This is a genomic window from Helicobacter rappini, from assembly GCF_900198625.1.
Lineage (GTDB): Bacteria > Campylobacterota > Campylobacteria > Campylobacterales > Helicobacteraceae > Helicobacter_A > Helicobacter_A rappini.
Map to the genome: position 1 here is coordinate 1 of NZ_FZPK01000045.1, position 21,122 is coordinate 21,122.

A 21,122-nucleotide genomic window follows, 5' to 3' on the forward strand; every position below is an offset into this window, starting at 1 on the left:
AATGTGAAAAAAAATGGTATTATGAAAATGGGAAGCTTGAAAGTGTAACACCATATAAAAATGGTAAGGAAGATGGCATAAAAAAATGGTATTATGAAAATGGGAAGCTTGAAAGTGAAACACCATATAAAAATGGCAAAGTAGAAGGCATAAAAAGGCGGTATTATGAAAATGGGAAGCTTGAAAGTGAAACACCATATAAAAATGGCAAAGTAGAAGGCATAAAAAGGCGGTATTATGAAAATGGGAAGCTTAAGAGTGAAACACCATATAAAAATGGTAAGGAAGATGGCATAGAAAAAGAGTATTATGAAAATGGGAAGCTTAAGAGTGAAACACCATATAAAAATGGTAAGGAAGATGGCATAGAAAAAGAGTATTATGAAAATGGGAAGATTAAGAGTGAAACACCATATAAAAATGGTAAGCAAGTTGGTGTTGCAAAAGTGTATTATGAAAATGGAAATCTTATGGGTAAAATAACATTTAAAAATAGCGATGAAAAAGGTTACGAAGCTATTATGAAAGGCTATTATGAAAGTGGAAAGCTTAAAACTGAAATGACAGTGAAAAATGATTGCCTAGATGGTATCGCAAAAGAGTATTATGAAAGCGGAAAGCTTAAGATGGAAGGTTCATATAAAGATTGCGGGCGAGATGGTGTTATGAAAATATATTATGAAAGTGGGAATGTTAAAAACGAACTTACCGCGAGCGAAGACGGACAATATGATGACAAATTCTATACTGAAGATGGGAATCTTTTAGGTGTGGTTCGCTATAATGGCAAAGCTATAGAGTCTGTAAAATGTGCTAAGAAAAAACTAAACGATAAAGAAGCAAAAGAGATTAGGGAAAAGTTTATACAGCTTAAGTTAAGACAGCAAGACGACGAACATGATTTTATTAAAAAACACTGCAAATAATAAAACATTAGAATCATTATATTCTAAACTATAAAAGAATATAAAATAACCCCTTTTTACAATATCCTTTCAAAGATAAGTAAAAACAAAGGGGCTAAGATTCTGAACCACCCCTTAAAATAATACAACAATACATTTATCTCTATCTAAATCCACTAAAACACAATCTATAAAATCTACACTTCACCATAAACACAAATCACAATAAAGCAATTAAAGCAAAATTAAAAACATAATCTAATACAGCCAAACCCCTTTGACAATAAAATCTTTTAAAAGATTAAAAAGCCCTTACAGCAAATGCCCTAGTTTTGCTTTTTTGATTTGCAAATAGTCTTTATTATGCTCGTTTGGCTCGATAATGATACTTGCCCTTTCGCATTCAACATATTTATTCATGGAATCGATTTTGCGCGGATTATTTGTTAAAAGTCGTATCTTTTTGATATTAAAATGCTTAAAAATCTCATTTACAATCTCATATTCCCTCGCATCTTTTGCAAAGCCTAGTGCCTCATTTGCCTCCACCGTATCCATGCCTTTATCTTGCAGATTATACGCATTAATCTTATTAAAAAGTCCAATACCCCTGCCCTCTTGACGCAGATAAATAAGCATTCCACCCTCTTTGTGAATCTGCTCCATAGCAAAGGCAAGCTCTGGACCACAATCGCACTTCCTAGACCCAAACACATCACCAGTCAAACATTCTGAATGCACCCTAACTAGCGGCGTATTCTCAAACTTTTCTGTAAAAACGACAAGATGCTCTCTTTTCTCACCATTGGGCATGTATTCGCGAAATGCTTTTGTTTTGAAATCCCCAAAGCGAGTAGGCAGATTAGCCTGTTGTGAAACCTCAATTTGTAACATATTTATCTCCAAATATTTTCATTGCAAAAACCGAAATTATAATATAAATCTATGATTATGGCAACATAGAGTTTTGTAGCCTTTTGGTTTAATGGGAATTTTATGCCGATGATATCTCAGAATCTAAACACAACAATTTTTGTAGCAAAGCACAAGGCATATAAACGAGACTGGGGCTATCGCTAACTCTCTTTTAGTCTGTGTTTTGTGGCTTAATATACTAGAATATAGTATAGATAAAAGGTGCGACAGCTGAGCCTTTTGCTAATACAATTAATACGCCTAAAAATAGCATGATAATAATCACAGGGAAAAGCCAAAATTTCTTGCGTTCCTTTAAAAAAGCCCATAATTCTTTAATGATATTCATATTTGCTCCTTATTATGTGTTAGTTGGGTAACCTTGCGGTGTAAAAGGATGTTATTTGTCATTCTTGCCCCTTTTTGTTTGGATCGTCATGTGTAGAATTGGGATTGTGTAATTTGCTTGGTTTTATTGTGCCGTTTTTAATTTGTGCGGCAATAAACTCTGCGATTTTCTCATTTGCTAGGGCATTTGGGTGCGTATCCCAACGCGAGATTCTGTATTTAAAATGTTCAAAATCGCCATTTTTTACGCGTTCTAAATCCTCTTTATAATCATCACCGATAATTTCACTTATCGTGTAAAATGGGATACCATCGTTTTTGAGTGTAGTTTGTATGACTTTATCGTATTTGTCTAAAAATTGTGTCGCCATATCGTAATCCCACACAATCATATAAAGTTTTGCATTATATTTTTCTTTTAATATCTTGTTTATCTTTCGTATAATGTCAAAGTAGATATGGTCTTGTGAGATATTTAGCTTCATATCTAAGCTAGAAGAAAATCCCTTTTGATACCCACTCTGTTTTAATAGCTCTTCTGACTTATAGGTATTAAAGCGTGGAAAAAAATATGCTAGTGTATGAGATTTTTTAAGTTGATCCTTTATTTTTCTTAGAGTGTTTGTCATGCGTTGTGTGAAAGTTTGTTCTGATTGAACGGCATATATTATTTGTTGATTTGCTGCTTCCAACTCTTTTATATATTGATAAAACCTGTTCTGCTCTTCATCACTAAACAAACCAGCATACTTAATCGTGTCATTATTTTTTTCATATTTTGGCCCTTTCCAAGCACTTATGGAACGATAAATGTGGTGTGTTATGGCCTCATAGATAAAGATATTTTCATCGCATTGTCCCAATTCTTTAGAATCTAAATCAAACTCTAATCTTGCCAACATTTGGTTAGCTCCGGCCCCATTTATACCAAAATTTTTAACATTATATTGTGGTAGATTTTTTTGCAAAAAAGCGGTTATAGTTTCGGAATCTCCAACACCAGCACCATACACAAACGAACATCCATAAATGTTTAAACAAGTGCGTGAGCCGACATTATTATTTGGTGTTAGTCTAAGTCCATTTTCATTATTTGTGTAAACAACATCAAAAATTACCTTATCATCCACAACAAGCCTTCTTTTATCAGAAACCGCAGGAGCAGGAGCATAGCCTAAAATCTTATGGGGTTGCACCAATATGTCTCTATTTTTTGCAATCTCAATCTTATAATAAAAAAATACTTCACTTATCACAACGCATATAGGCACAATCGCTATATAAATAAAAGCGAGTTTTAAGCCTTGAGATGTAGCCCTTTTCGCACAAATAAGTAAAATAATCGCAAAAGCACCGCCAATCCACGCATAAGGCATACTAAAACCAAAATAACGCAAACATAAACGATCTAGCTTCAGCAAAATCATCATTAATACAATAAACCCGATAATCCACACAATAGCCTTTATCCATTTGTTTTGTAACATAGAATCTCCCTTGATTTTTAAAATTGATTTTTCATACTTACAGGTTGCTTTTGACGAGAGATAAGATAACTATCCTTTTCTTTGTCAAGTCTTGCTCCCAAAACATTGCGTCCTATTATGCGAAAGACTAGCCCCAAAGGCACAAATACGCAAAAATACAGCACCACCAAAGTTGCACGAGAAATGCACCAGCCTATCACACTCCCAAGCTTCACTTGTGCGATATAAAGTGGTGTGCTAGCTTTGGGATAGACTTGCAAGGCTAAAGCGACACCTAGCCCAATGATCGCCCAGATTCTATAAATGTCGTGCAATAAGATTCCAGAGAGTAGAAATACCGCAAAAATCCCCGCCCAAATGCCTAAAAATACGCGTAAATCACTAATGCTTGTCATAATTTTCCTTTTTTACTTTTGGATTTTTCCTATTTTAGAATCCGTTGTTTTTACCGCTTTTACTCTATTTGTTTGTATTATGCTATCTTTTAGATTCAGTGCTAAAAATCTTGCCAATTCCTTATTTGCAATAGCGTTTGGGTGTTGCTCACACTTATTAATGGAATAATTCTCTCTGGCTATTTTATAATTTTGCAAAATATTACTTGCTAACATATATCCCCCCCCCCATCGTTGCTATATTGTTGTTAAAGGTTGTTCCTAGCCATTGTGTAATAGCATTAGATTCTTGAACTTCTAGTTCATCACTTAAATTATTAGAATCCCATAGTAAAACATAAAGCGGTGCGTTAAGTTGTGTTTTTAGCTCTTTTTGCATTTCTAACATTATGGCAAAATAGAGATTATTGTATTTCTCATCGTATTTGTATGTATCGCGTGATTGTAAGAATTTATATAAATAGCTTTGTTCTAGGCGATACTCTATTGATCTTGCAAATTTTGATTTCTTATTAGTTGTAGTATCTAGCCATTCTAGTTTTTCGCCATTGATTTTAAATCTCGGGGCTTTTGTGCCTATCTCCCATGGTGAGAATCCATTAGCCCTAGAAATATGCCGTGGTAAACTCTCATAAAGCGCTATTACTTCATCACAATCTTTAATTGTCCTTTTAACCTCACCGCTTAAAAGCAAAGCTAAGGCTTGATGAGGTCCATATCCATGGAATCCAAAGTTATAAATTTTCATATCGACTTGTTGTCCAAAATAAAATGGCAAACTTTCATTATCATTTAACCCCTCGCCTATGGTAAAGCTATCGCCAAAAAAGAGAAAGCATTGTTTGCTGTTATTATTTGAACTTTTTGTTTTACGCCAACCAAACTCATTGATATCATAGGAAATATCATAGATTATAGAGTTATCTTTTTTATTTAGCATTTGTGCAGTAGCTACTATATTTGGTTTTGCCCTATATCCTGTTATTGTATTAGGCTCATAGTAAGCAGTTGCATAAATGCCATTAGATTCTAAAACACAATCTTTATCTTTATTGTCTTTATTCTGCAATTTATAGAATCCATATACCTCACCAATGATTACACAAATAGGCAAAATACTAAAATAAGATAATGCCAACTTCAAGCCTTGTATCTTTGTCTGCCTTGCATAATATACACATAACAATAATAAGAGGGCACTAATCCATACAAATGACATAATGCTAAAATCAAAACGCATTTTAGATATGCGATCAATCTTTAATAAAAGCAAACTTATTAAAATCCACAATACAGAAAACAATAAAACGCCAATTTTGCCTTGTGTGATTTTATACAATATTTCTTTTCTCATATACATCCCTTATTATTTAATCCAGCTCATACTTATTTCTAATATCTCTAAACTTTGCGATATGCTCTTTTGGCTGATTTTCTTTATAAAGAATAAAATCTTCAATCACTAGCATATCCATCTCCGTCCCCATAAAACACGCATAAGAATCATAAGGGCTACACACCATAGGCTCGCCCCGCACATTAAAGCTAGTATTCACTAGCACAGGCACACCACTAAGTTTATAAAACTCTTCTATCAAAGCGTAATAACGCGGATTTGTATCCTTATGCACGCTTTGGATTCTCGCAGAATAGTCAATATGCGTAACACTTGGAATCTCACTTCTAACGATATTTAGCTTATCTATGCCAAAAAGCTCTTTTTGCTCTTGTGTGAGTGGGTAGCATTTGCTCTTTTTCACAGGGGCTACAAGCAGCATATATGGGCTAATGTAGTCGCACTCAAACCACTCATTTATGGCAAAGTCCAGCACACTTGGGGCAAATGGGCGGAATGATTCTCTGTATTTAATCTTTAGATTCATTGTCTTTTGCATTGTGGTATTGCGTGGATCGCCTAGAATGGATCTAGCTCCCAACGCCCTAGGTCCAAACTCACACCGCCCTTGATGCCAGCCTACGACTTTGCCCTCGCTTAATGCCTTAGCGGTTAATTGTTTAATCGTGTCAAAATTATGTTTTTCATAGACTGCGTTTAGGGAGTCTAGCGTGGCTTGGACTTCATCGTTAGAGTAGGATAATCCTAAATAGCTTCCTTGCATAGAATCTTTTAGCAAAGGCGTTGGCTTTGCCGCGCTTTTGCGGGAGTCTGCGCGGTGGGCTTGCTCATTACCGCTTAGGTAAATCCCTTCGCCCACCGCTCGCCGCGCGCAACCCACAAAATCATCGGCAAATCCTTCCGCCTGCGACCCTTTTATATTTGTGGCGTTTGAAAACCCCGATTCTAGTTCCAAAATCTTAGAATTGCTTGGGCTTATCTTTGGCGTTGGCTTTTTGGCTAAAAATGGCGATTGCTTCGGCTCAGTTTCGGTCATTACCGCTTTAGGTAACTCCCTTGCTTCGCCTTGCAAAGCCCCATTTTTATCACAAAAATCCTGCCGCCTAGTGTCGTTTGTAAAATTGCTGCTTGTTGAAATTTCTGCGTTTTTGTCAATTCTAGAATCCTTGTCTTGCGTGTTTAGATTCTGGGCGGTGGCATTTTCACACTCAGTTTGCTTGTATTCTTCGCGGATTCTAAGATTTGCGGTATTGCTTTGTGAAATCGTTTCGCCTTGCGAATGAGACGCACTAGGGTGTGCATCACAGGGAAGCGGGGCGGAAGGATTTTGCAAATGATTACCCAAAGCTGAATCCACATTTCTAGGCTGTTTGCGTTCCATATAGTAATACCCTAGCCCACACCCCACCGCACTTCCCGCATCTCCACTTGCCGGCTGTATCCAAATATGATCGAGTAGCCTTTCTTCTTTGATAAGCTTTTGATAAATCTTGCCATTACCCACGCAGTTTAGCGCGACACCACCACTTAAAACAAGATTCCTACTGCCACTAAGTCTAGCTGTGGTGCGAGCTAGGGCTATCATTATCTCTTCAGTTACAACTTGCAGGCTTGCAGCTATATCCATATGGATTTGTTCTAGCTTAGATTCTGGGCTTCTTTGTGCGTGAAAAAGGCTGTCAAACTTGGCATTTGTCATTCTTAGCCCATAGGTGTAAGAGAAATACTTCATATTGAGTGAAAAGCTCCCATCATGCTTCATATCAATTAAATGCGTTTTGATAATATCTACAAATTTTGGCTCTCCATAAGGGGCTAAGCCCATCACTTTATATTCACCAGAATTAACCTTAAAGCCTAGATAATAAGTAAAAGCAGAATACAAAAGCCCTAGAGAATGTGGGAAATGCAGCTCTTGTAAAATCTCAATATGATTATCCACCCCCTTAGCAATAGTCGTAGTCGCCCATTCACCTATGCCATCAAGGGTTAGAATCCCAGCATCTCTAAAAGGACTTGGGAAAAATGCGGAACTACAATGGCTTAAATGATGCTCACTAAAGTAGAGATTATTTAGCACTTTTTGTTTAAATGCTTTAATCTCTTGCTTACTTTTTTGCGGATAGAATTTTTTATACAAAGATTCTAGCTCTCGTGCGATGGTTTCTTTTAAGAAAAGCTTTGTTGAAAGCCATACAGGAATCGCCTTTACAAAGCTTAGAAAGCCCTTTGGCGCGGTGGCAAAGTAGGTCTCAAGCAGGCGTTCAAAGGTTAGGAAGGGTTTGTCGTAAAAGACAAAGGAGTCGATAGAATCTAGTGTTAGGGGTGTTGGCTTTGGGTTGGTGGATTGGGCTTTGCGGGGTATTTGCGGGAGTTGCGAAAAATCGCTGGAGTCATTACCCTTTAGGTAACTCCTATCCCCAAATTGCCCCAAAACACGCAAAGCCCCACCGCAATTCTTAGAATCGTCTTGGGCTTGAGCGTTATTTTCAAAAGTAGATTCTAAGTTGGTTAAATCTTGTGGAGTGTTTTTAGGGTATTCACCCCCCCCCCCCCCATATAATCGTGGCAGTTGTTATTTATATAGTTTAATGCCGCTTCAATGGATAGTTTAGGAAATGTGCTGTCAGCTTTAATGCGAGATAATCGCTCTTCTTGCAAGGCAAAAAGGATTCTATCATCTTCTAATAGGGCTATGGCACTATCGTGGTAAAAGGCTGAAATACCTAAAATTATCATTGCTATCCTTTTTTGCTAATATCTAATATGTGGTAGATTTGAGATTCTAATCGGCGTATTCTAGCATAAAATTATTAAGGCTTATTATTTGTTTCTGTATAACATTACACGCTTTTACCTTTTGTCATAGTTTATTCAAATATGTTAGAATCTTGCTTTATTTTTTTTGTTAAACAGAATTATTAAGGAAGTAAAAAAATGACTGATGATAAGCAAACACAATCCCTTAATTTACGCAAAGATTTTAAACTTGTTTATAAACGATTTGGACCCTATGTAAAGCGGCACAAATGGCAGTATTTTATGGTGCTTGTTGGCATGGTGCTTGCTGCGCTTGGATCTGGTGGCAGTGCGTATGTGATACAACCTTTAATTGATGATGTGTTTAAAGATAAAAATGAAGCAATGCTTTATATCATGCCTTTGGTTCTTATTACAATATTTTTTATTAAAGGGCTTGGGATTTATATGCAGGGCTATTATCTCTCCTATATTAACGCTAATGTTGAAAATCTAGTAAGACAAAAGGTAATGAAGCGAGTTTTGGGGTTTGAGCTTGATTTCTTTAATCGTATGCGTAGCGGTGAGATTCTAGCGCGTATTAGTGATATTTCTGTGGTGTCGTATTTTGCTACGGGTTATCTTATGAATTTTTTAAGCACGATATTAACGATTATTGCATATAGTGCGGTTATTGTATATAATGGCTCGTTTTTAGCCTTGCTTGCATTAATGATTATGCCTTTATCTATTATCCCCATTCGTTTCATTGCAAAAAAGCTAAGATCTCTTGCGAATCAAAGCTTTCAAACAAGTGTTAATATGAATTCAAGGGTATTTGAGATTATTAATAATATAGAGATTATTAAGGCAAGTAATGGGGAAAAACTAGAGTTTAAACAATATAAAGATTATAGTAATGAGATGTTTCGTTTAGGACGGAAATCAACAAGAGTAGGACTACTCACTTCACCGCTTATGGAGCTTTTTGGCTCAATAGGCATGGCGATTGTCATTATCATAGGTGGGCTAGAAGTATTGCGGGATAATATGAGTGCTGGGCAGTTTTTCTCACTTATGGCGGCTATGTTTTTACTCTATAAGCCATTAAAGGGATTAAATGGAAGCTTTGCAGGTGTGCAACCAGCCCTTGTGGCAAATGAGAGATTATCAGACATTATTGATAGAGAGTCAAAAATTATTGATGGCAAAGAGATTCTAAAAGCTCCTATAGAATCCATTGAGGCACAAAATATTACACTGAAATACGATGATTTTACTGCGATCAATAATCTCTCTTTGAAGTTTGAGAGAAACACAACGACAGCTGTTATTGGCAAAAGTGGTAGCGGAAAAAGCTCTTTAATGAGTCTTTTACTGCGACTTTATGAGCCAAATGAGGGCAAGATTCTCATTAATAATTATGATTTAAAAGATCTTTCACAAGAGAGTTTGCGTAAAAATATATCTATTGTAACACAAAGAATTTTTATATTCCATGGAAGTATTGCTAGTAATGTTGCCTATGGCATGGAAATCGATGAAGAAAAAGTGATTGATGCGCTAAAAAAAGCACAGGCGTATGAGTTTGTATCACAACTTGATGATGGTATAGAAACTATCCTTGATGAGTTTGGGACAAATTTAAGCGGTGGTCAGAGACAGAGAATAGCTATCGCAAGGGCAATTTATAAGAATCCAGATATTTTAATACTTGATGAAGCCACAAGCGCCCTTGACGAAGAAACAGAAGAATCTATTAAAGATGCACTTGCTACATTGCAAAAAGATAAAATTTTAATCGTTGTAGCACACAGACCAAGCACCATTGAGTTAGCTCAAAGAGTCGTGCAAATGAGTGAGGGCAAGATTCTAAACATTTGGACACAGCAAGAATATCAAGAAGAGAGAAAGAAGGGACGAGTAAAAGATGAGGATCTTGCGTAGGCGTTTATTGCGTGAATGAGAGAATTATTGTAAAACTATATGCGTTTAGTCAAGTTGCTTTAAGCATATAGTTTTGATTATTCTTGGCTTGACATGTAGAATCTAGTCTTACTATAAATGAATGCTGGTATTATTGCCGTTATAAGCATTATATGTTGATTTTGCAAAGATATTGAATATCATGTAGCAAGGTATTTCAATAGATTTGATAACTAACAATAAACCAAAATATCGATTTTTTACAAAAATTATGTTTAAAACTCATTATATTTCGTTATAATGCCATTCATAATTTTTATTTTTTCTATGCCAAAGGAGAAGTTATGATGGTTCTTAAGAAGTTGATGTTTGTTTCTATAGCAACAAGCGGGTTGCTTTTCGCATGTCCTAATATGGCTCACCATGAGCATGTTATCGGTGCTTCTGTTGCACCTAAAGGCGTTGTAAAAGAGCTTTATGCGACTGCAAACTTAAAACAAAAAAGAGAAATTGCACAAATTGAGTTTGATACTCTCAAAGCAGTTAAAGCACAAACAGAGAAGTTCAAACAATACAGAGATGCGGTGGAATTTGATGTTAAAAACTTGCGTTTAGACTTAGAAGAAGCACAAGCAAATAGAAATGTTTCTAAAGCTACTGAAATTCTTCATAGAATCACTAAAAAGGAAGAAGAATTTAGAAAAAGCAAACAAGATGAACGCAATTTACGCTATCTACTTGAAGAAGATAAATTGAAAAAAATCAATGCGGTGCTTAAAGTAAAATAACTTTAGCCATATTTGGACTATTGTGAAAATTTGGCTTCATGCTGGATTTTCGCTTAGTCTGCCTTTTGTGGCAATAAACTCTTATTATAGTCTCACTCTTATTTCTTTTTTTTCACATTTTTTAGGGTATTTTCTTGTTGGGAATGAATGTTTTCAAGTATGTTGTTTTAGTGTTTGCATTTTCATTGTTTTATGCACATACTAAAATGACTTCATGTAAAACTATTATTGATGGTGTTGTTATGCAAGGTTCATGCAAAGGAATATTAAGGCATGGCAAATTTGTGGGTTATTATCCAAGTGGCATACTTGCATGGGAAGTTCATTATAAAGATGACAAATTGCATGGAAGATTCAGTCATTTTTATCCAAATGGTAGCCCACATTTCACAGGTTTCTACAAAGCCGGGGTGTTGCATGGAGATTTTACGCAGTATGCAAGGGATAATACAACTTTAAAGACGACTTTTAAAAAGGGAGTATTGCATAACTGGCTATATGTGATAACTGAAGGAAAAAAGATACAAGCATTGCAGTATTATTATGGCAAGCTAACAGCCCAAAAATATCTTAATTAAAGGTTTATGCGTGCAAGATACAAAGATTCATACTACAACAAAACACACAGAATCTTTAGATACTTCTGCTAATACGATAGCAGAAGAAAGCACATCACAAAACGATTCAATCTCTCAAGCACATAATCCAAATAGCGAAACTTTAACAGAACAAACGCAAAAAAATAATCTCACACATGAAACACAAAACAATAAAACACAACAAGATGGCTATTTGCAAAAACTACAACATTTTTATGCAAACATAACCAAGCATCGCTATTTTATCAGTGAAAAAATCTCATATTGTTGGCATGCCGTAACCGATAATGATAGAATCTTTCATTATGCGGCTTCTTTAAGTTTTTATAGCATTTTTTCTATTATCCCTGCTTTTTTAATGTTTTTTTCTCTTTTTTCACTCTTTCCAAGCTTTCAAGATCAATTGCAGATTCTAAAACAATCTATCCTTGATAATATTTTGCCTGATAATGCCCATGAGTTCGCAAAAATCCTAGATAATTTTTTATCAAATGGCAAAGAGATGGGCTTTGTAGGCTTTCTCATCTCGCTTATTAGCTCTTTTATATTCTTTAGGAATTTTGATGATGTTGCTGCACGCATTTTTGAGGCAAAAAAACGCGGCTATTTTGACTCTTTTATCATATACTGGCTTTTAATTACGCTTATACCCATGTTTCTTGCTACCTCGATTTACTTTAATGCAGTGATTGTGGATATATACTCTGATGCTGTGATTACAAAGTATTATTCTTTTATACCTATGCTTGCTACTTGGATTGCATTTGCTATGCTTTTTCGTGTAGCAGCGAATAAGCCATTGCGATTTTTTGTGTTGATACTAGCGAGTTTGCTTGGTGCAATTGTGTGGTATGGTTTAAAAATCATATTTTTTTACTACATGAGTTATAATAAGTTTTATAGCAATATCTATGGCTCAGTATCAATTATTATGTTTGCATTTTTATGGATTTATGTATCATGGCTTGTTGTGCTTTTTTCTATGCAGTTTTGTAAATGGCTTGATACAAAATATCCATGTAGTGAAAGCTAGATTCTAAAGTAGCAGAGATTAAAAATAAGATACATTTATTACCTATACTTTAAACAAGTTTAGATATAGAATCTAATTTAGATTCTTGTTGTATTAAGCATTACTAAAAAGGTAAAAATGCCTCAAGATTAAAATGTGTAGAGGGATTTTCGCTACACTCAAAACGACAATATTTTAGATTCTAAAACTTTATCAACATGCGGTAGTTTGCTAAAAAGACCGCACTACGCCAAAAGTTTGAAGGTATTCTCTCAAGCACATCAGCACTTTCTGCAAAGCCCGGTAGTGAGAGATATGAGAAAGGTATGCCAAGCCCTACTTCTACTCTATGTATATTGTTAAAAGTGAGACTCATGCCAAGATTAAAGGAATAATCTACTTGCAAGTTGTAATTCCATATATATTTTGCAGGGTAATAATCGCCTTTTTGTGGGTGTGAAGCATAAGGGCGATAATACATAACGCCGATATTTAGCCCCATGAATCCACCAATATAGTTTTTAAATGTTTTGTCAAATGGAAACTCAAACAGCACATCAGCACTCATAAAGGCTAACATATAAAAACTTTGTAAATTCCCATCACCACCATAGGGATTTTTCACAGGTGCAGTTGTGCCATTTTTTATATCATAGGTATAAATATCATTGAAAAATGAAGTAAAAAGCCCACCATAAAGCCTTGTGCCTACATAATGATTGAAAAACTTTTGATAGCCACCACTACCACCATATACAAGCGGTGTAATACGAGTTATCACAAGATTGTTATCAATATAGCCGCTTGTATAAATATCTAAAACCCCCATGCTTACACCAGCAAATAAACCGCTTTTTTTCAAGGCGTCATTATAGCTTTGTGTTAGGGCGTTAAATCGTTGTGCGCTTGTTTTGTCATCTACATAATGCCCATAAGGCACGCTGACTTGAAAATCATCGCCAATTTGCTCTTTTAAACTCATCACTTCATAACGCAAGGATTGTAAATAGCGAAGTTTATCTTCATAGCTTTTAGTAGGTTTTTGTATCTCTTTTTTTGGTTCTTCTTTTTTGACCTTTTTTGTTGAGTTAAGATTTATGGTAGTAAAATTATTGACTTTATACTTACTTCGTTTATCGTCATCGACATGAATGCGTTTTTTCACATTTGTTTCGCCAGAATCTATCCCATAAAGATAAGGCATAAAACATACACATAACAGAATATAAAATAAAGCTTTTAAAATACCCATGAGTAACTCACTATATAGCTAGGTTCAAAAGTCTCTGTTGTGCCATTTGAGAGTGTTGTAAGTGGGGCTATAAAAATATGCTCAATCTCTACTCTATGATGTTTTGCATAAGTCCAGCTCACACCTATGTTTAGATTCAAACTCATATTATGTGCGTTTGTCAAATGGTTATAAGTTTCTATGCTTTGATGTTTTTTTGAAAAGATATATCCCCCAACACCAAACCCCGCAAAAAAGCCAAAATAATGCTCTTTAAAAAATACAGGAATATCATGCAATACGGCAAGTCTAAATCCATAATAGTTATACAGCAAAAGCTCATTATTATGTGTGTGATTCCCATAAATATTAAATAGTTCTGCTTTTAAGCCCAAATGATTATAGAGATAACGCAAATAGCCAAGCTTTAGAATCCCACCAGCACTAGCCCTGCTTGCATCTATACCCAAAGAGTTTTTATTATGTATAAAGCCTAGCATTACACCAATGCCCGCATAATATCCACTCGCTTTAGAATCTATAAGCCAATTTCGCTTTTTCTTTTCTTTCTCTATGATTTGAGATCTTAGCATATAGGCTTCTTTCTCAAGCTCATGTATCTTAAAGTCGATAAAATACTCATCTTGTGTCGTATCCATATTCTTTAGTTGTGAATAGTCATAGGTTGTAATCTTTGGTTTTATAGGCTTCATCGCATCATCAAATAGAGAATCTTTCTTGCTGCTTTCTCTTTTTAGATAATTATGCGTTTTAGTATAAGGCAGTGAAAAATAGGGCAGGGGCAGTGAAGAATCAAGTATATTTGTCGTATCTTGTAAAAGCATATTGGGGATAAAGCTATCTTCTTTTTTTTGCTCTCTTTTTGTTGTATCTGTTTCGTTTGCATATATGCAAGTAGCAAATGTCAAAAACATAAGCAAATGAATAGCTTTTTTTATAGCATGTATATATTTTTTAAAATACATATACCCATCCTAAACTTAGATTCATAGGCTTTGCAAAATCGCTTGAGAATATATCAACAGGATTCTGTGCTACGCCCTCAAGCTTTCTAGTAACATAGCTTCCATAATGATAAATAAAGGTTTTAAAGCTTAACTCAAGCTTATGTTTCTCATAAAATGAAATGTAGGTAAGAAGGGCAACATTTGAAGCAAAGCCATTCAGTTTATCCCAATACTTGTCACTATAAGCCATATAGCCCACACCAAAACCAGTTCCAACCCCAAACTTCATATCTTTAGAAATGGGAATCTCATACATAACTTCTGCATTAACATTTGTCGCACTAAATGTGCTAGCTATAAAATCTGCGTAAGGATCGTTTTTTAGCGATGATAAAATATTGCTTGCTACAAGTGTATCAAGGTAGATTTTAAGCCCAACCTGCTTACTTGATATGCCAAGAAAGTTTTGGAATCCAACCTTTAGATTTAAAGTCGGCAAAACATTTATATTGTCTGCTACCGCAGCTATTGTAGTGCCAAGTTGCACACCAAAAAATAGTTGAGTTTTATATTCACTAGATTCTAATTTCTTTCTAGCTTGTTCTCTTTCTGCTTTATTTTGTGCATCGCTAATACCAATTTGTAAATCTTCAATGGAATAGTTTTGTGGCTCTAGAGTATATATTTTCTCTCTTTCATACACCTCTCTTATAGAATCTTTTACATGCTGCATTCTGTCGATAGATTGCTTTATTCTTTCATTGTGTTTGTCTTCGACTTCATCAAACATATCTGTATGATCTTCATCTAGCCGCATAGAATCTTCTGCATGCTTATCTTGTGCTACTTCACTTTCCTTTATATCATCTGCGTATATAAGGCTAGATAATAGAAAAAGAGATAAAAAGATTCTAAAAAACATAATCATATCCAATCATCATTGTATAGCCCAAAAAGCCTCTCTCTGTCCCTTGAGTGCTTCCAAAGTAGATTCCAGCTTTATGATGAAGTTGTGGATAACGCACACTTATACCAAGATTTAGCCTATATGCTGCCTCATATTTATCACCATAAGGGCTTATGGCAAGTCCTGTAATCTTGCTTGAGCCAAGCCCAACACCAAGATTCATACTCCCAATAAAACCATGCAATTCCAAAAAATCCCACAGCATATCCGCATTAATCCCAGTAAAAAATAATCCGCTTTTTCCAAGACTCACGCAAAAATCAATATAGATTTGATACCCAAAATGATTGATAGGCAACATTTTGCCTGTATATTTTTGATACCCAATACGGAATCCAAAAAGACTAAAGTTAGGGGTAGCTGACTTTGTATTTTGTGTGCCTATTATACCTGCATCAACAAAAAAGGGCAATGCTACATTAATATTAAAGCCATAAGCTGCACCGACAAAAAAGGCATTTTTCGCTTCAGCCCTATCCACATTTTCTATAATCTTTGCTATATCTTTATCATAAAACTTATTGCGAGAGCGAATGTATGGATAGTATTTAGAATCTAGATTAGGATAATCTATATTGTATGGATTGGCTTTATTTTTAGATTCTATATCTTTATCTGTATTATTTTCTACCGCATAAAGACAAAAAGACATGAGAAAGCATAGACAAATATATCTCCAAACATATTTTATAGAACAGCAAAGATTAATGGCATAAGCACTCTGTGTAATATTTTGTCTCACAATATAGCCTTATCTTTTATGTGATTGCGATATGTTGTAGGAAAAATGAATTTGTGCAATAAAAATGAGTAATATTTCAAAGATCTTTTAGAAATATCGTTTTTAAAAGCGTATAGAATATAAAAAAACAAAAATGATAAAGAAGTATAAAATTGCATAAAGCCCCCACAGCACCCACAACAAACTAAAATGCTAATTCTAGCAAAAAAATGTGTAATAGCAAGAAAAAATGCCTAAGCAAATATTATTTATAATCCACTTAAACAAGATTCCATACGCAAACTTTCCATAATGCTACAATGTATTGAAAAGATTGAATAAGATCTAACCCAGCACAATATGAATAAAAATCTTAAAATCTATATCACTTGTTTTATGTCAATTGCATGAAATCCCAGTCAAATAATCAACTAAATGGGCTATATCGCAATACATGGAATCTTAAATAATATAAATCACGCGAAGCTATATTGTTAAAATACACATTTTAGGGATACGCTACGGGGCAAGATATTGGGATATAAACACCCAAAGAGATACAGCAACACTAAGAATCAATATGATATATTCTCAAATATCATATTTATTGCAATACACACAAAATGTCAATATACAATAAATTACACATTATTATAGAGCGATCATCACACGGCTAAAAGCAAGTCTTACGCAACGCTTAGTCGTTTTCTGCCTTTAGCTCGTCTTGCATTAATCACTCTTCGCCCATTCTTTGTTTTCATTCTTGTGCGAAAACCATGAGTTCTTTTTCTCGGTGTATTATGTGGTTGATATGTTCGTTTCATTATCTGCTACCTTTTTATAGAATTTTAATAAACAAAGCCTGCAATAATAGCATACTTTTGTTATTTTTGCAAGATTTAAAGCTTTTAGAATCTGGCCTATTTATTAGGCTTATTGCCCATACAAAACACTTTTTCAAAAAGTAATCTCATTGCAAAATCACTTTGCAAACAAACTTTTTGCATCATAACTTAAAAATTTATGTCCATGTCGTAATTCTAAAAGGCGATTGTATTTCGCATTTCTCTCACCTCTTGCAGGAGCACCTGTCTTTATTTCTCCCGCATTAACGGCAATGCTTAAATCCGCTATAAAAGAGTCTTCACTCTCGCCACTTCTATGGCTGATAATGGTTTTGTATCCACTTTTTTGAGCTAGTCTTATGGCTTCCATTGTTTGTGTGATTGTGCCGATTTGATTTGGTTTTATAAGGATTGCATTTGCAATGTTTTTATTAATACCATCTTGTAATATCGCCGTGTTTGTTACAAATAAATCATCGCCTACAAGCTGGATTTTTTTACCGAGTCGCTCTGTCAAATACTCCCAACCATTCCAGTCATCTTCACTCAATCCATCTTCTATGGATACAATGGGATATTTCTTTACTAACTCTTCATAGTAAGCAACCAAGCCTTTAGAATCTAGCTTTTTATTCTCACCTTTTAAATTATAGATTCCATTCTCATAAAACTCACTACTTGCAATATCAAGGGCTATGCTTATATCTTCCCCTGCTTTATATCCAGCCTTTTCAATTGCTTGAATGATATAGTTAATAGGCTCTTCATTATTTTTTAGATTCGGTGCAAAGCCTCCTTCATCGCCCACACCCGTGCTTAAACCCTTATCGTTTAGAATCTGTTTTAGCGTATGATACACTTCCACACTTGCACGCAGCGCCCGTTTAAAGCAATCAAATCCAAGCGGCATAATCATATATTCTTGAAAATCCACATTATTATCAGCATGACTCCCACCATTAATAATGTTTAACATAGGGGCAGGCAGTGTAGTCGCATTGATACCACCAAGATACCTAAAAAGCGGAATCTTTTGTGAGTTTGCACTAGCCCTTGCTATCGCCATGGAGACGCCAAGTGTAGCATTTGCCCCAAGCTTTGAGTAGTTTTGTGTATTATCGATATTTTTTAGCATATAATCAATGCTTGTTTGCCTATATGCTTCCATACCTACAATATCTCTTGCTATCTTTTCTGTTACATTCGCACATGCTTGTAACACGCCCTTGCCTAAGAAACGCATATTATCTTTATCTCTAAGTTCTAATGCTTCCTTTTTTCCTGTGCTAGCTCCACTTGGAACAATCGCACTGCCTACACTGCCATCACTCAAAACCGCCTTAACGCAAATTGTGGGATTGCCACGACTATCTAGCACTTCAAACGCATCAAGTTCTTTAATAATTGCCATTTATATCCTTTAAACCTATGAAACTTTAATGTCGCTTATTTTAACATATTGAATGTGGTTTTTATGTTTTCATTTGAGATTCTGCATTTTTTATATGCGTTAAAACTACAATGCTAGATTTTTATTTTAGCCTTATTGTTATAGCAACAAACATGTTTCGTAGAAGTATTTATGTGGTATGATTCGACTTAATATCTTTTCTTTTTGCAATATAAAATGATAGAATTTTTACTTAAATTATAAATATAAAAATTATATGCAATGTAGAATCTTGACTAAGGGGAGAATATGAAACAAACATATATGCAAAAAGATGAGAACGATTCGCATACAATAGATAAACCACCTATTATTATAGGTAAAAATGTTTCTTTTAGTTACAATGGGGAAAAAATTTTTGAATCTGTAAATTTCGAGATTTTACACAAAGAATTTCTAGGAATCATAGGTCCAAATGGTGGCGGAAAAACAACTTTTATAAAAATTTTACTTGGACTTTTACCAGATTTTACAGGCGAGATTCACTATCCAAATAGAGATCTTTTTGCAAATAAAAAAGAGATAGGTTATGTGCCACAAAACACACAAATCAATATAAATTTTCCCATAATGGTAATAGAAATAGTAGAAATGGGTATATTAGAAACAAGAATATTTGGATATAGAGTAAATAAGAAACAAAGAATGCGGGCTTTTGAGATTCTAAGCAAACTAGGCATTGAGAATCTTGCATATAAAAAAGTCAGTGATCTGAGCGGCGGACAAAGACAAAGAGTGTTTATTGCGCGTGCATTAATCGGCAATCCAAAGCTGTTAATTTTAGATGAACCGACATCAAATATAGACACACAAACACAGCTTGAGATATATAAAATATTAAAAACAATTAACGAATTTCATACTATAATTACGATCAGTCACGATATACCCATAACTTTAGAGTATGCGACAAGAATTTTGCATATTAATAGGGCAATTCATAGCCATGAAACACCACACATTACGCTGAATAAAGATGGGCATATTTGTGAAATAGATATTTTTCAAGATTTTGCAAAGAATTGTAGCGAAGGGAGATAGGTAATGAATGAGTTTGATGTCGTCATTATTGGCGGTGGAGTGAGTGGTTGTTGCACTTTTTACACATTAACAGAATATAGCGATATAAAGAAAATCGCAATCATAGAAAAAGAAACAAAACTAGCACAAATAAGCTCAAGCCATAAGGCAAATTCACAAACAATACATGATGGTTCTATAGAAACAAATTATAGCGCTGAAAAAGCCAGAAAAGTAAAGTTATCCGCGCAAAAAGTTCGCAATTTTTGTTTGAAAGAAAATCTACAAAATAAAGTCATTTATAATATGCAAAAAATGGCAATAGGTGTGGGTGATCATGAGTGTGAAGTTATGACGAAAAGACATGAAGATTTTCAACATATTTTTCCCGGACTAAAATTTTATACAAAAGAAGATATTAAGGTTATGGAACCAAAGGTTATAGAAGGGAAAAATGGTGGGGATAGACCTGAAAATGTAGTTGGTTCTGGTTTTGATTCTGATTGGTGTGCAGTAAATTATGAGGCTTTGAGTGAGTATTTCATACAAAAAGCAAAAGAAAAAAATCCACAAAATGAAGTATTTTTAGGCTTTCGTGTCAATAGGATTGAAGCAAAGAATACAGGTTATGCTGTTGTTGGTGCAGATGGCAGAGAGATTTATGCAAAGTTTGTGCTTGTTGATGCTGGTTCATATTCATTGCCTCTTGCTCAAAGGGCTGGTTATGGTTTAGATCTTGGCTGTTTGCCTGTTGGCGGTGAGTTTTATTTCGCACCAAATCTTTTAAAGGGAAAAGTGTATGGTGTGCAAAATCCTAAGCTTCCATTTGCAGCATTGCATGGTGACCCTGATGTATTTGTGGAGGGTAAAACAAGACTTGGACCAACCGCACTTGCTACACTGCGACTTGAGAATAGCAAACATTTCTTTGATGTCCTTAGCCCTGATTTATTAAAGCTTGATCTACACCTAGATGTGATTAAAGTTACTTATGATTTATTGAGTGATTCTGAAATTAGGAATTATATCTTGCGTAATATTTTCTTCCATCTGCCTTTCTTTGGCAAAAGACTTTTCATAAAAGACGCACAAAAGATTATCCCATCACTCAAACTAGAAGACATTACATTTGCAAAAGGTTATGGTGAAGTGCGACCACAAGTCGTTGATAGGACAGCTAAAAAACTTGAGTTAGGTGAAAAGAAGATACGCACAGGAAAAGGCATGACTTTCAATATGACACCTTCACCGGGTGCGACCTCATGTTTGCAAAATGCAATGATAGATTCTGAAGAAATCGTTGCATTTTTACACGCAAACTTTGATAAAGAAAGATTCTTAAAAGAATTATCACCAGAAGAATTGCAATAGATTTATATCTGTCAATCTATGTGGGGGATTGTAACCCCACAATCTACTTTTTCTACTATTTTTTAAAGACTGATAAAG

At 34.8% G+C, this 21,122-nt stretch carries 21 protein-coding genes; 7 read left to right on the forward strand and 14 right to left on the reverse strand.

The genetic code is table 11. The features are described from left to right. Nucleotides 1–926: toxin-antitoxin system YwqK family antitoxin (locus C6H17_RS12260; protein WP_158655017.1), on the forward strand; the 926-nt coding region annotated here is incomplete at its 5' end. A gap of 291 nt (nucleotides 927–1,217) precedes the next feature. On the opposite strand, the gene ribA is transcribed toward C6H17_RS12260, so the two are convergent. The 8 genes from ribA to C6H17_RS08905 all read right to left on the reverse strand — a co-directional run bounded on the left by ribA (nucleotide 1,218) and on the right by C6H17_RS08905 (nucleotide 8,146). Continuing rightward, nucleotides 1,218–1,799: a GTP cyclohydrolase II gene (gene ribA, locus C6H17_RS08875; protein ID WP_005216702.1), complete on the reverse strand. Its 582-nt coding sequence runs from the start codon at nucleotides 1,797–1,799 to the stop codon at nucleotides 1,218–1,220. 220 nt (nucleotides 1,800–2,019) lie between these two features. Then, entirely contained in the window at nucleotides 2,020–2,169 is a 150-nt protein-coding gene (locus tag C6H17_RS12550) for a DUF5989 family protein (RefSeq protein ID WP_004086238.1), read from the reverse strand. A 58-nt stretch (nucleotides 2,170–2,227) separates the two neighbouring features. After that, nucleotides 2,228–3,655, reverse strand: coding sequence for a hypothetical protein (locus C6H17_RS08880; RefSeq protein WP_005216704.1), 1,428 nt, complete (start codon nucleotides 3,653–3,655; stop codon nucleotides 2,228–2,230). A gap of 17 nt (nucleotides 3,656–3,672) precedes the next feature. Next, nucleotides 3,673–4,050, reverse strand: coding sequence for a hypothetical protein (locus tag C6H17_RS08885; RefSeq protein ID WP_005216705.1), 378 nt, complete (start codon nucleotides 4,048–4,050; stop codon nucleotides 3,673–3,675). A gap of 12 nt (nucleotides 4,051–4,062) precedes the next feature. Next, complete coding sequence (locus C6H17_RS08890; protein ID WP_005216706.1) at nucleotides 4,063–4,266, reverse strand: hypothetical protein; 204 nt, start codon at nucleotides 4,264–4,266, stop codon at nucleotides 4,063–4,065. Next, nucleotides 4,253–5,404, reverse strand: coding sequence for an SGNH/GDSL hydrolase family protein (locus C6H17_RS08895; RefSeq protein WP_020995440.1), 1,152 nt, complete (start codon nucleotides 5,402–5,404; stop codon nucleotides 4,253–4,255). The genes C6H17_RS08890 and C6H17_RS08895 overlap by 14 nt, the downstream gene beginning before the upstream one ends. Before the next feature lie 16 nt (nucleotides 5,405–5,420). Next, nucleotides 5,421–7,850 carry a carbamoyltransferase gene (locus C6H17_RS08900; protein WP_104731407.1) on the reverse strand — a complete coding sequence of 810 codons (2,430 nt, stop codon included), beginning with the start codon at nucleotides 7,848–7,850 and terminating at the stop codon, nucleotides 5,421–5,423. A gap of 68 nt (nucleotides 7,851–7,918) precedes the next feature. Next, nucleotides 7,919–8,146, reverse strand: a complete 228-nt coding sequence (locus C6H17_RS08905; protein WP_005216709.1) for a carbamoyltransferase N-terminal domain-containing protein — start codon at nucleotides 8,144–8,146, stop codon at nucleotides 7,919–7,921. 198 nt (nucleotides 8,147–8,344) lie between these two features. On the opposite strand from C6H17_RS08905, the gene C6H17_RS08910 reads away from it, so the two are divergent. From C6H17_RS08910 to C6H17_RS08925, 4 genes are all read left to right on the forward strand, one after another. Next, a complete protein-coding gene (locus C6H17_RS08910; protein ID WP_005216711.1) occupies nucleotides 8,345–10,093 on the forward strand; it encodes an ABC transporter ATP-binding protein in 1,749 nt (582 codons plus the stop codon). Nucleotides 10,094–10,416: 323 nt separating this feature from the next. Further along, entirely contained in the window at nucleotides 10,417–10,860 is a 444-nt protein-coding gene (locus C6H17_RS08915) for a hypothetical protein (protein ID WP_004086225.1), read from the forward strand. A 143-nt stretch (nucleotides 10,861–11,003) separates the two neighbouring features. Then, entirely contained in the window at nucleotides 11,004–11,438 is a 435-nt protein-coding gene (locus C6H17_RS08920; RefSeq protein ID WP_005216713.1) for a toxin-antitoxin system YwqK family antitoxin, read from the forward strand. Between the two features lie 10 nt (nucleotides 11,439–11,448). Then, entirely contained in the window at nucleotides 11,449–12,492 is a 1,044-nt protein-coding gene (locus C6H17_RS08925; RefSeq protein ID WP_020995443.1) for a YihY/virulence factor BrkB family protein, read from the forward strand. 181 nt (nucleotides 12,493–12,673) lie between these two features. On the opposite strand, the gene C6H17_RS08930 is transcribed toward C6H17_RS08925, so the two are convergent. The 6 genes from C6H17_RS08930 to eno form a co-directional block, all read right to left on the reverse strand. After that, the gene (locus C6H17_RS08930) at nucleotides 12,674–13,723 is read right to left on the reverse strand and encodes an outer membrane beta-barrel protein (RefSeq protein WP_020995444.1); all 1,050 of its coding nucleotides are present in this window, start codon (nucleotides 13,721–13,723) and stop codon (nucleotides 12,674–12,676) included. Then, nucleotides 13,711–14,688 carry an outer membrane beta-barrel protein gene (locus C6H17_RS08935; RefSeq protein WP_005216716.1) on the reverse strand — a complete coding sequence of 326 codons (978 nt, stop codon included), beginning with the start codon at nucleotides 14,686–14,688 and terminating at the stop codon, nucleotides 13,711–13,713. Before C6H17_RS08935 ends, C6H17_RS08930 begins: the two co-directional genes overlap by 13 nt. Further along, nucleotides 14,678–15,598, reverse strand: coding sequence for a hypothetical protein (locus C6H17_RS08940; RefSeq protein WP_005216718.1), 921 nt, complete (start codon nucleotides 15,596–15,598; stop codon nucleotides 14,678–14,680). Before C6H17_RS08940 ends, C6H17_RS08935 begins: the two co-directional genes overlap by 11 nt. Continuing rightward, nucleotides 15,582–16,379: a hypothetical protein gene (locus tag C6H17_RS08945; protein WP_005216720.1), complete on the reverse strand. Its 798-nt coding sequence runs from the start codon at nucleotides 16,377–16,379 to the stop codon at nucleotides 15,582–15,584. Before C6H17_RS08945 ends, C6H17_RS08940 begins: the two co-directional genes overlap by 17 nt. Before the next feature lie 665 nt (nucleotides 16,380–17,044). Next, nucleotides 17,045–17,182, reverse strand: a complete 138-nt coding sequence (rpmH, locus tag C6H17_RS08950) for a 50S ribosomal protein L34 (protein ID WP_004086213.1) — start codon at nucleotides 17,180–17,182, stop codon at nucleotides 17,045–17,047. A gap of 157 nt (nucleotides 17,183–17,339) precedes the next feature. Further along, on the reverse strand, nucleotides 17,340–18,614 hold the full coding sequence (gene eno / locus C6H17_RS08955; RefSeq protein ID WP_004086212.1) for a phosphopyruvate hydratase: 1,275 nt from the start codon (nucleotides 18,612–18,614) through the stop codon (nucleotides 17,340–17,342). Between the two features lie 288 nt (nucleotides 18,615–18,902). Between eno and C6H17_RS08960 the strand changes: the two genes are divergently transcribed. Further along, the gene (locus C6H17_RS08960; RefSeq protein WP_004086211.1) at nucleotides 18,903–19,694 is read left to right on the forward strand and encodes a metal ABC transporter ATP-binding protein; all 792 of its coding nucleotides are present in this window, start codon (nucleotides 18,903–18,905) and stop codon (nucleotides 19,692–19,694) included. A gap of 3 nt (nucleotides 19,695–19,697) precedes the next feature. Then, nucleotides 19,698–21,044, forward strand: a complete 1,347-nt coding sequence (locus C6H17_RS08965) for an FAD-dependent oxidoreductase (protein ID WP_005216724.1) — start codon at nucleotides 19,698–19,700, stop codon at nucleotides 21,042–21,044. The last annotated feature ends 78 nt before the right edge of the window (nucleotides 21,045–21,122 follow it).

Bases quoted from the DNA above. Each gene is read 5' to 3' on its own strand.
- C6H17_RS08910 (WP_005216711.1), top strand. From the start codon at position 8,345: ATGACTGATGATAAGCAAACACAATCCCTTAATTTACGCAAAGATTTT.
- C6H17_RS08920 (WP_005216713.1), top strand. From the start codon at position 11,004: ATGAATGTTTTCAAGTATGTTGTTTTAGTGTTTGCATTTTCATTGTTT.
- rpmH (WP_004086213.1), bottom strand. From the start codon at position 17,182: ATGAAACGAACATATCAACCACATAATACACCGAGAAAAAGAACTCAT.
- C6H17_RS08960 (WP_004086211.1), top strand. From the start codon at position 18,903: ATGAAACAAACATATATGCAAAAAGATGAGAACGATTCGCATACAATA.
- C6H17_RS08935 (WP_005216716.1), bottom strand. From the start codon at position 14,688: ATGTATTTTAAAAAATATATACATGCTATAAAAAAAGCTATTCATTTG.
- C6H17_RS08940 (WP_005216718.1), bottom strand. From the start codon at position 15,598: ATGATTATGTTTTTTAGAATCTTTTTATCTCTTTTTCTATTATCTAGC.
- C6H17_RS08895 (WP_020995440.1), bottom strand. From the start codon at position 5,404: ATGAGAAAAGAAATATTGTATAAAATCACACAAGGCAAAATTGGCGTT.
- C6H17_RS08885 (WP_005216705.1), bottom strand. From the start codon at position 4,050: ATGACAAGCATTAGTGATTTACGCGTATTTTTAGGCATTTGGGCGGGG.
- C6H17_RS08915 (WP_004086225.1), top strand. From the start codon at position 10,417: ATGATGGTTCTTAAGAAGTTGATGTTTGTTTCTATAGCAACAAGCGGG.
- C6H17_RS08890 (WP_005216706.1), bottom strand. From the start codon at position 4,266: ATGTTAGCAAGTAATATTTTGCAAAATTATAAAATAGCCAGAGAGAAT.
- eno (WP_004086212.1), bottom strand. From the start codon at position 18,614: ATGGCAATTATTAAAGAACTTGATGCGTTTGAAGTGCTAGATAGTCGT.
- C6H17_RS08930 (WP_020995444.1), bottom strand. From the start codon at position 13,723: ATGGGTATTTTAAAAGCTTTATTTTATATTCTGTTATGTGTATGTTTT.
- C6H17_RS08905 (WP_005216709.1), bottom strand. From the start codon at position 8,146: ATGATAATTTTAGGTATTTCAGCCTTTTACCACGATAGTGCCATAGCC.
- C6H17_RS08965 (WP_005216724.1), top strand. From the start codon at position 19,698: ATGAATGAGTTTGATGTCGTCATTATTGGCGGTGGAGTGAGTGGTTGT.
- ribA (WP_005216702.1), bottom strand. From the start codon at position 1,799: ATGTTACAAATTGAGGTTTCACAACAGGCTAATCTGCCTACTCGCTTT.
- C6H17_RS08880 (WP_005216704.1), bottom strand. From the start codon at position 3,655: ATGTTACAAAACAAATGGATAAAGGCTATTGTGTGGATTATCGGGTTT.
- C6H17_RS12550 (WP_004086238.1), bottom strand. From the start codon at position 2,169: ATGAATATCATTAAAGAATTATGGGCTTTTTTAAAGGAACGCAAGAAA.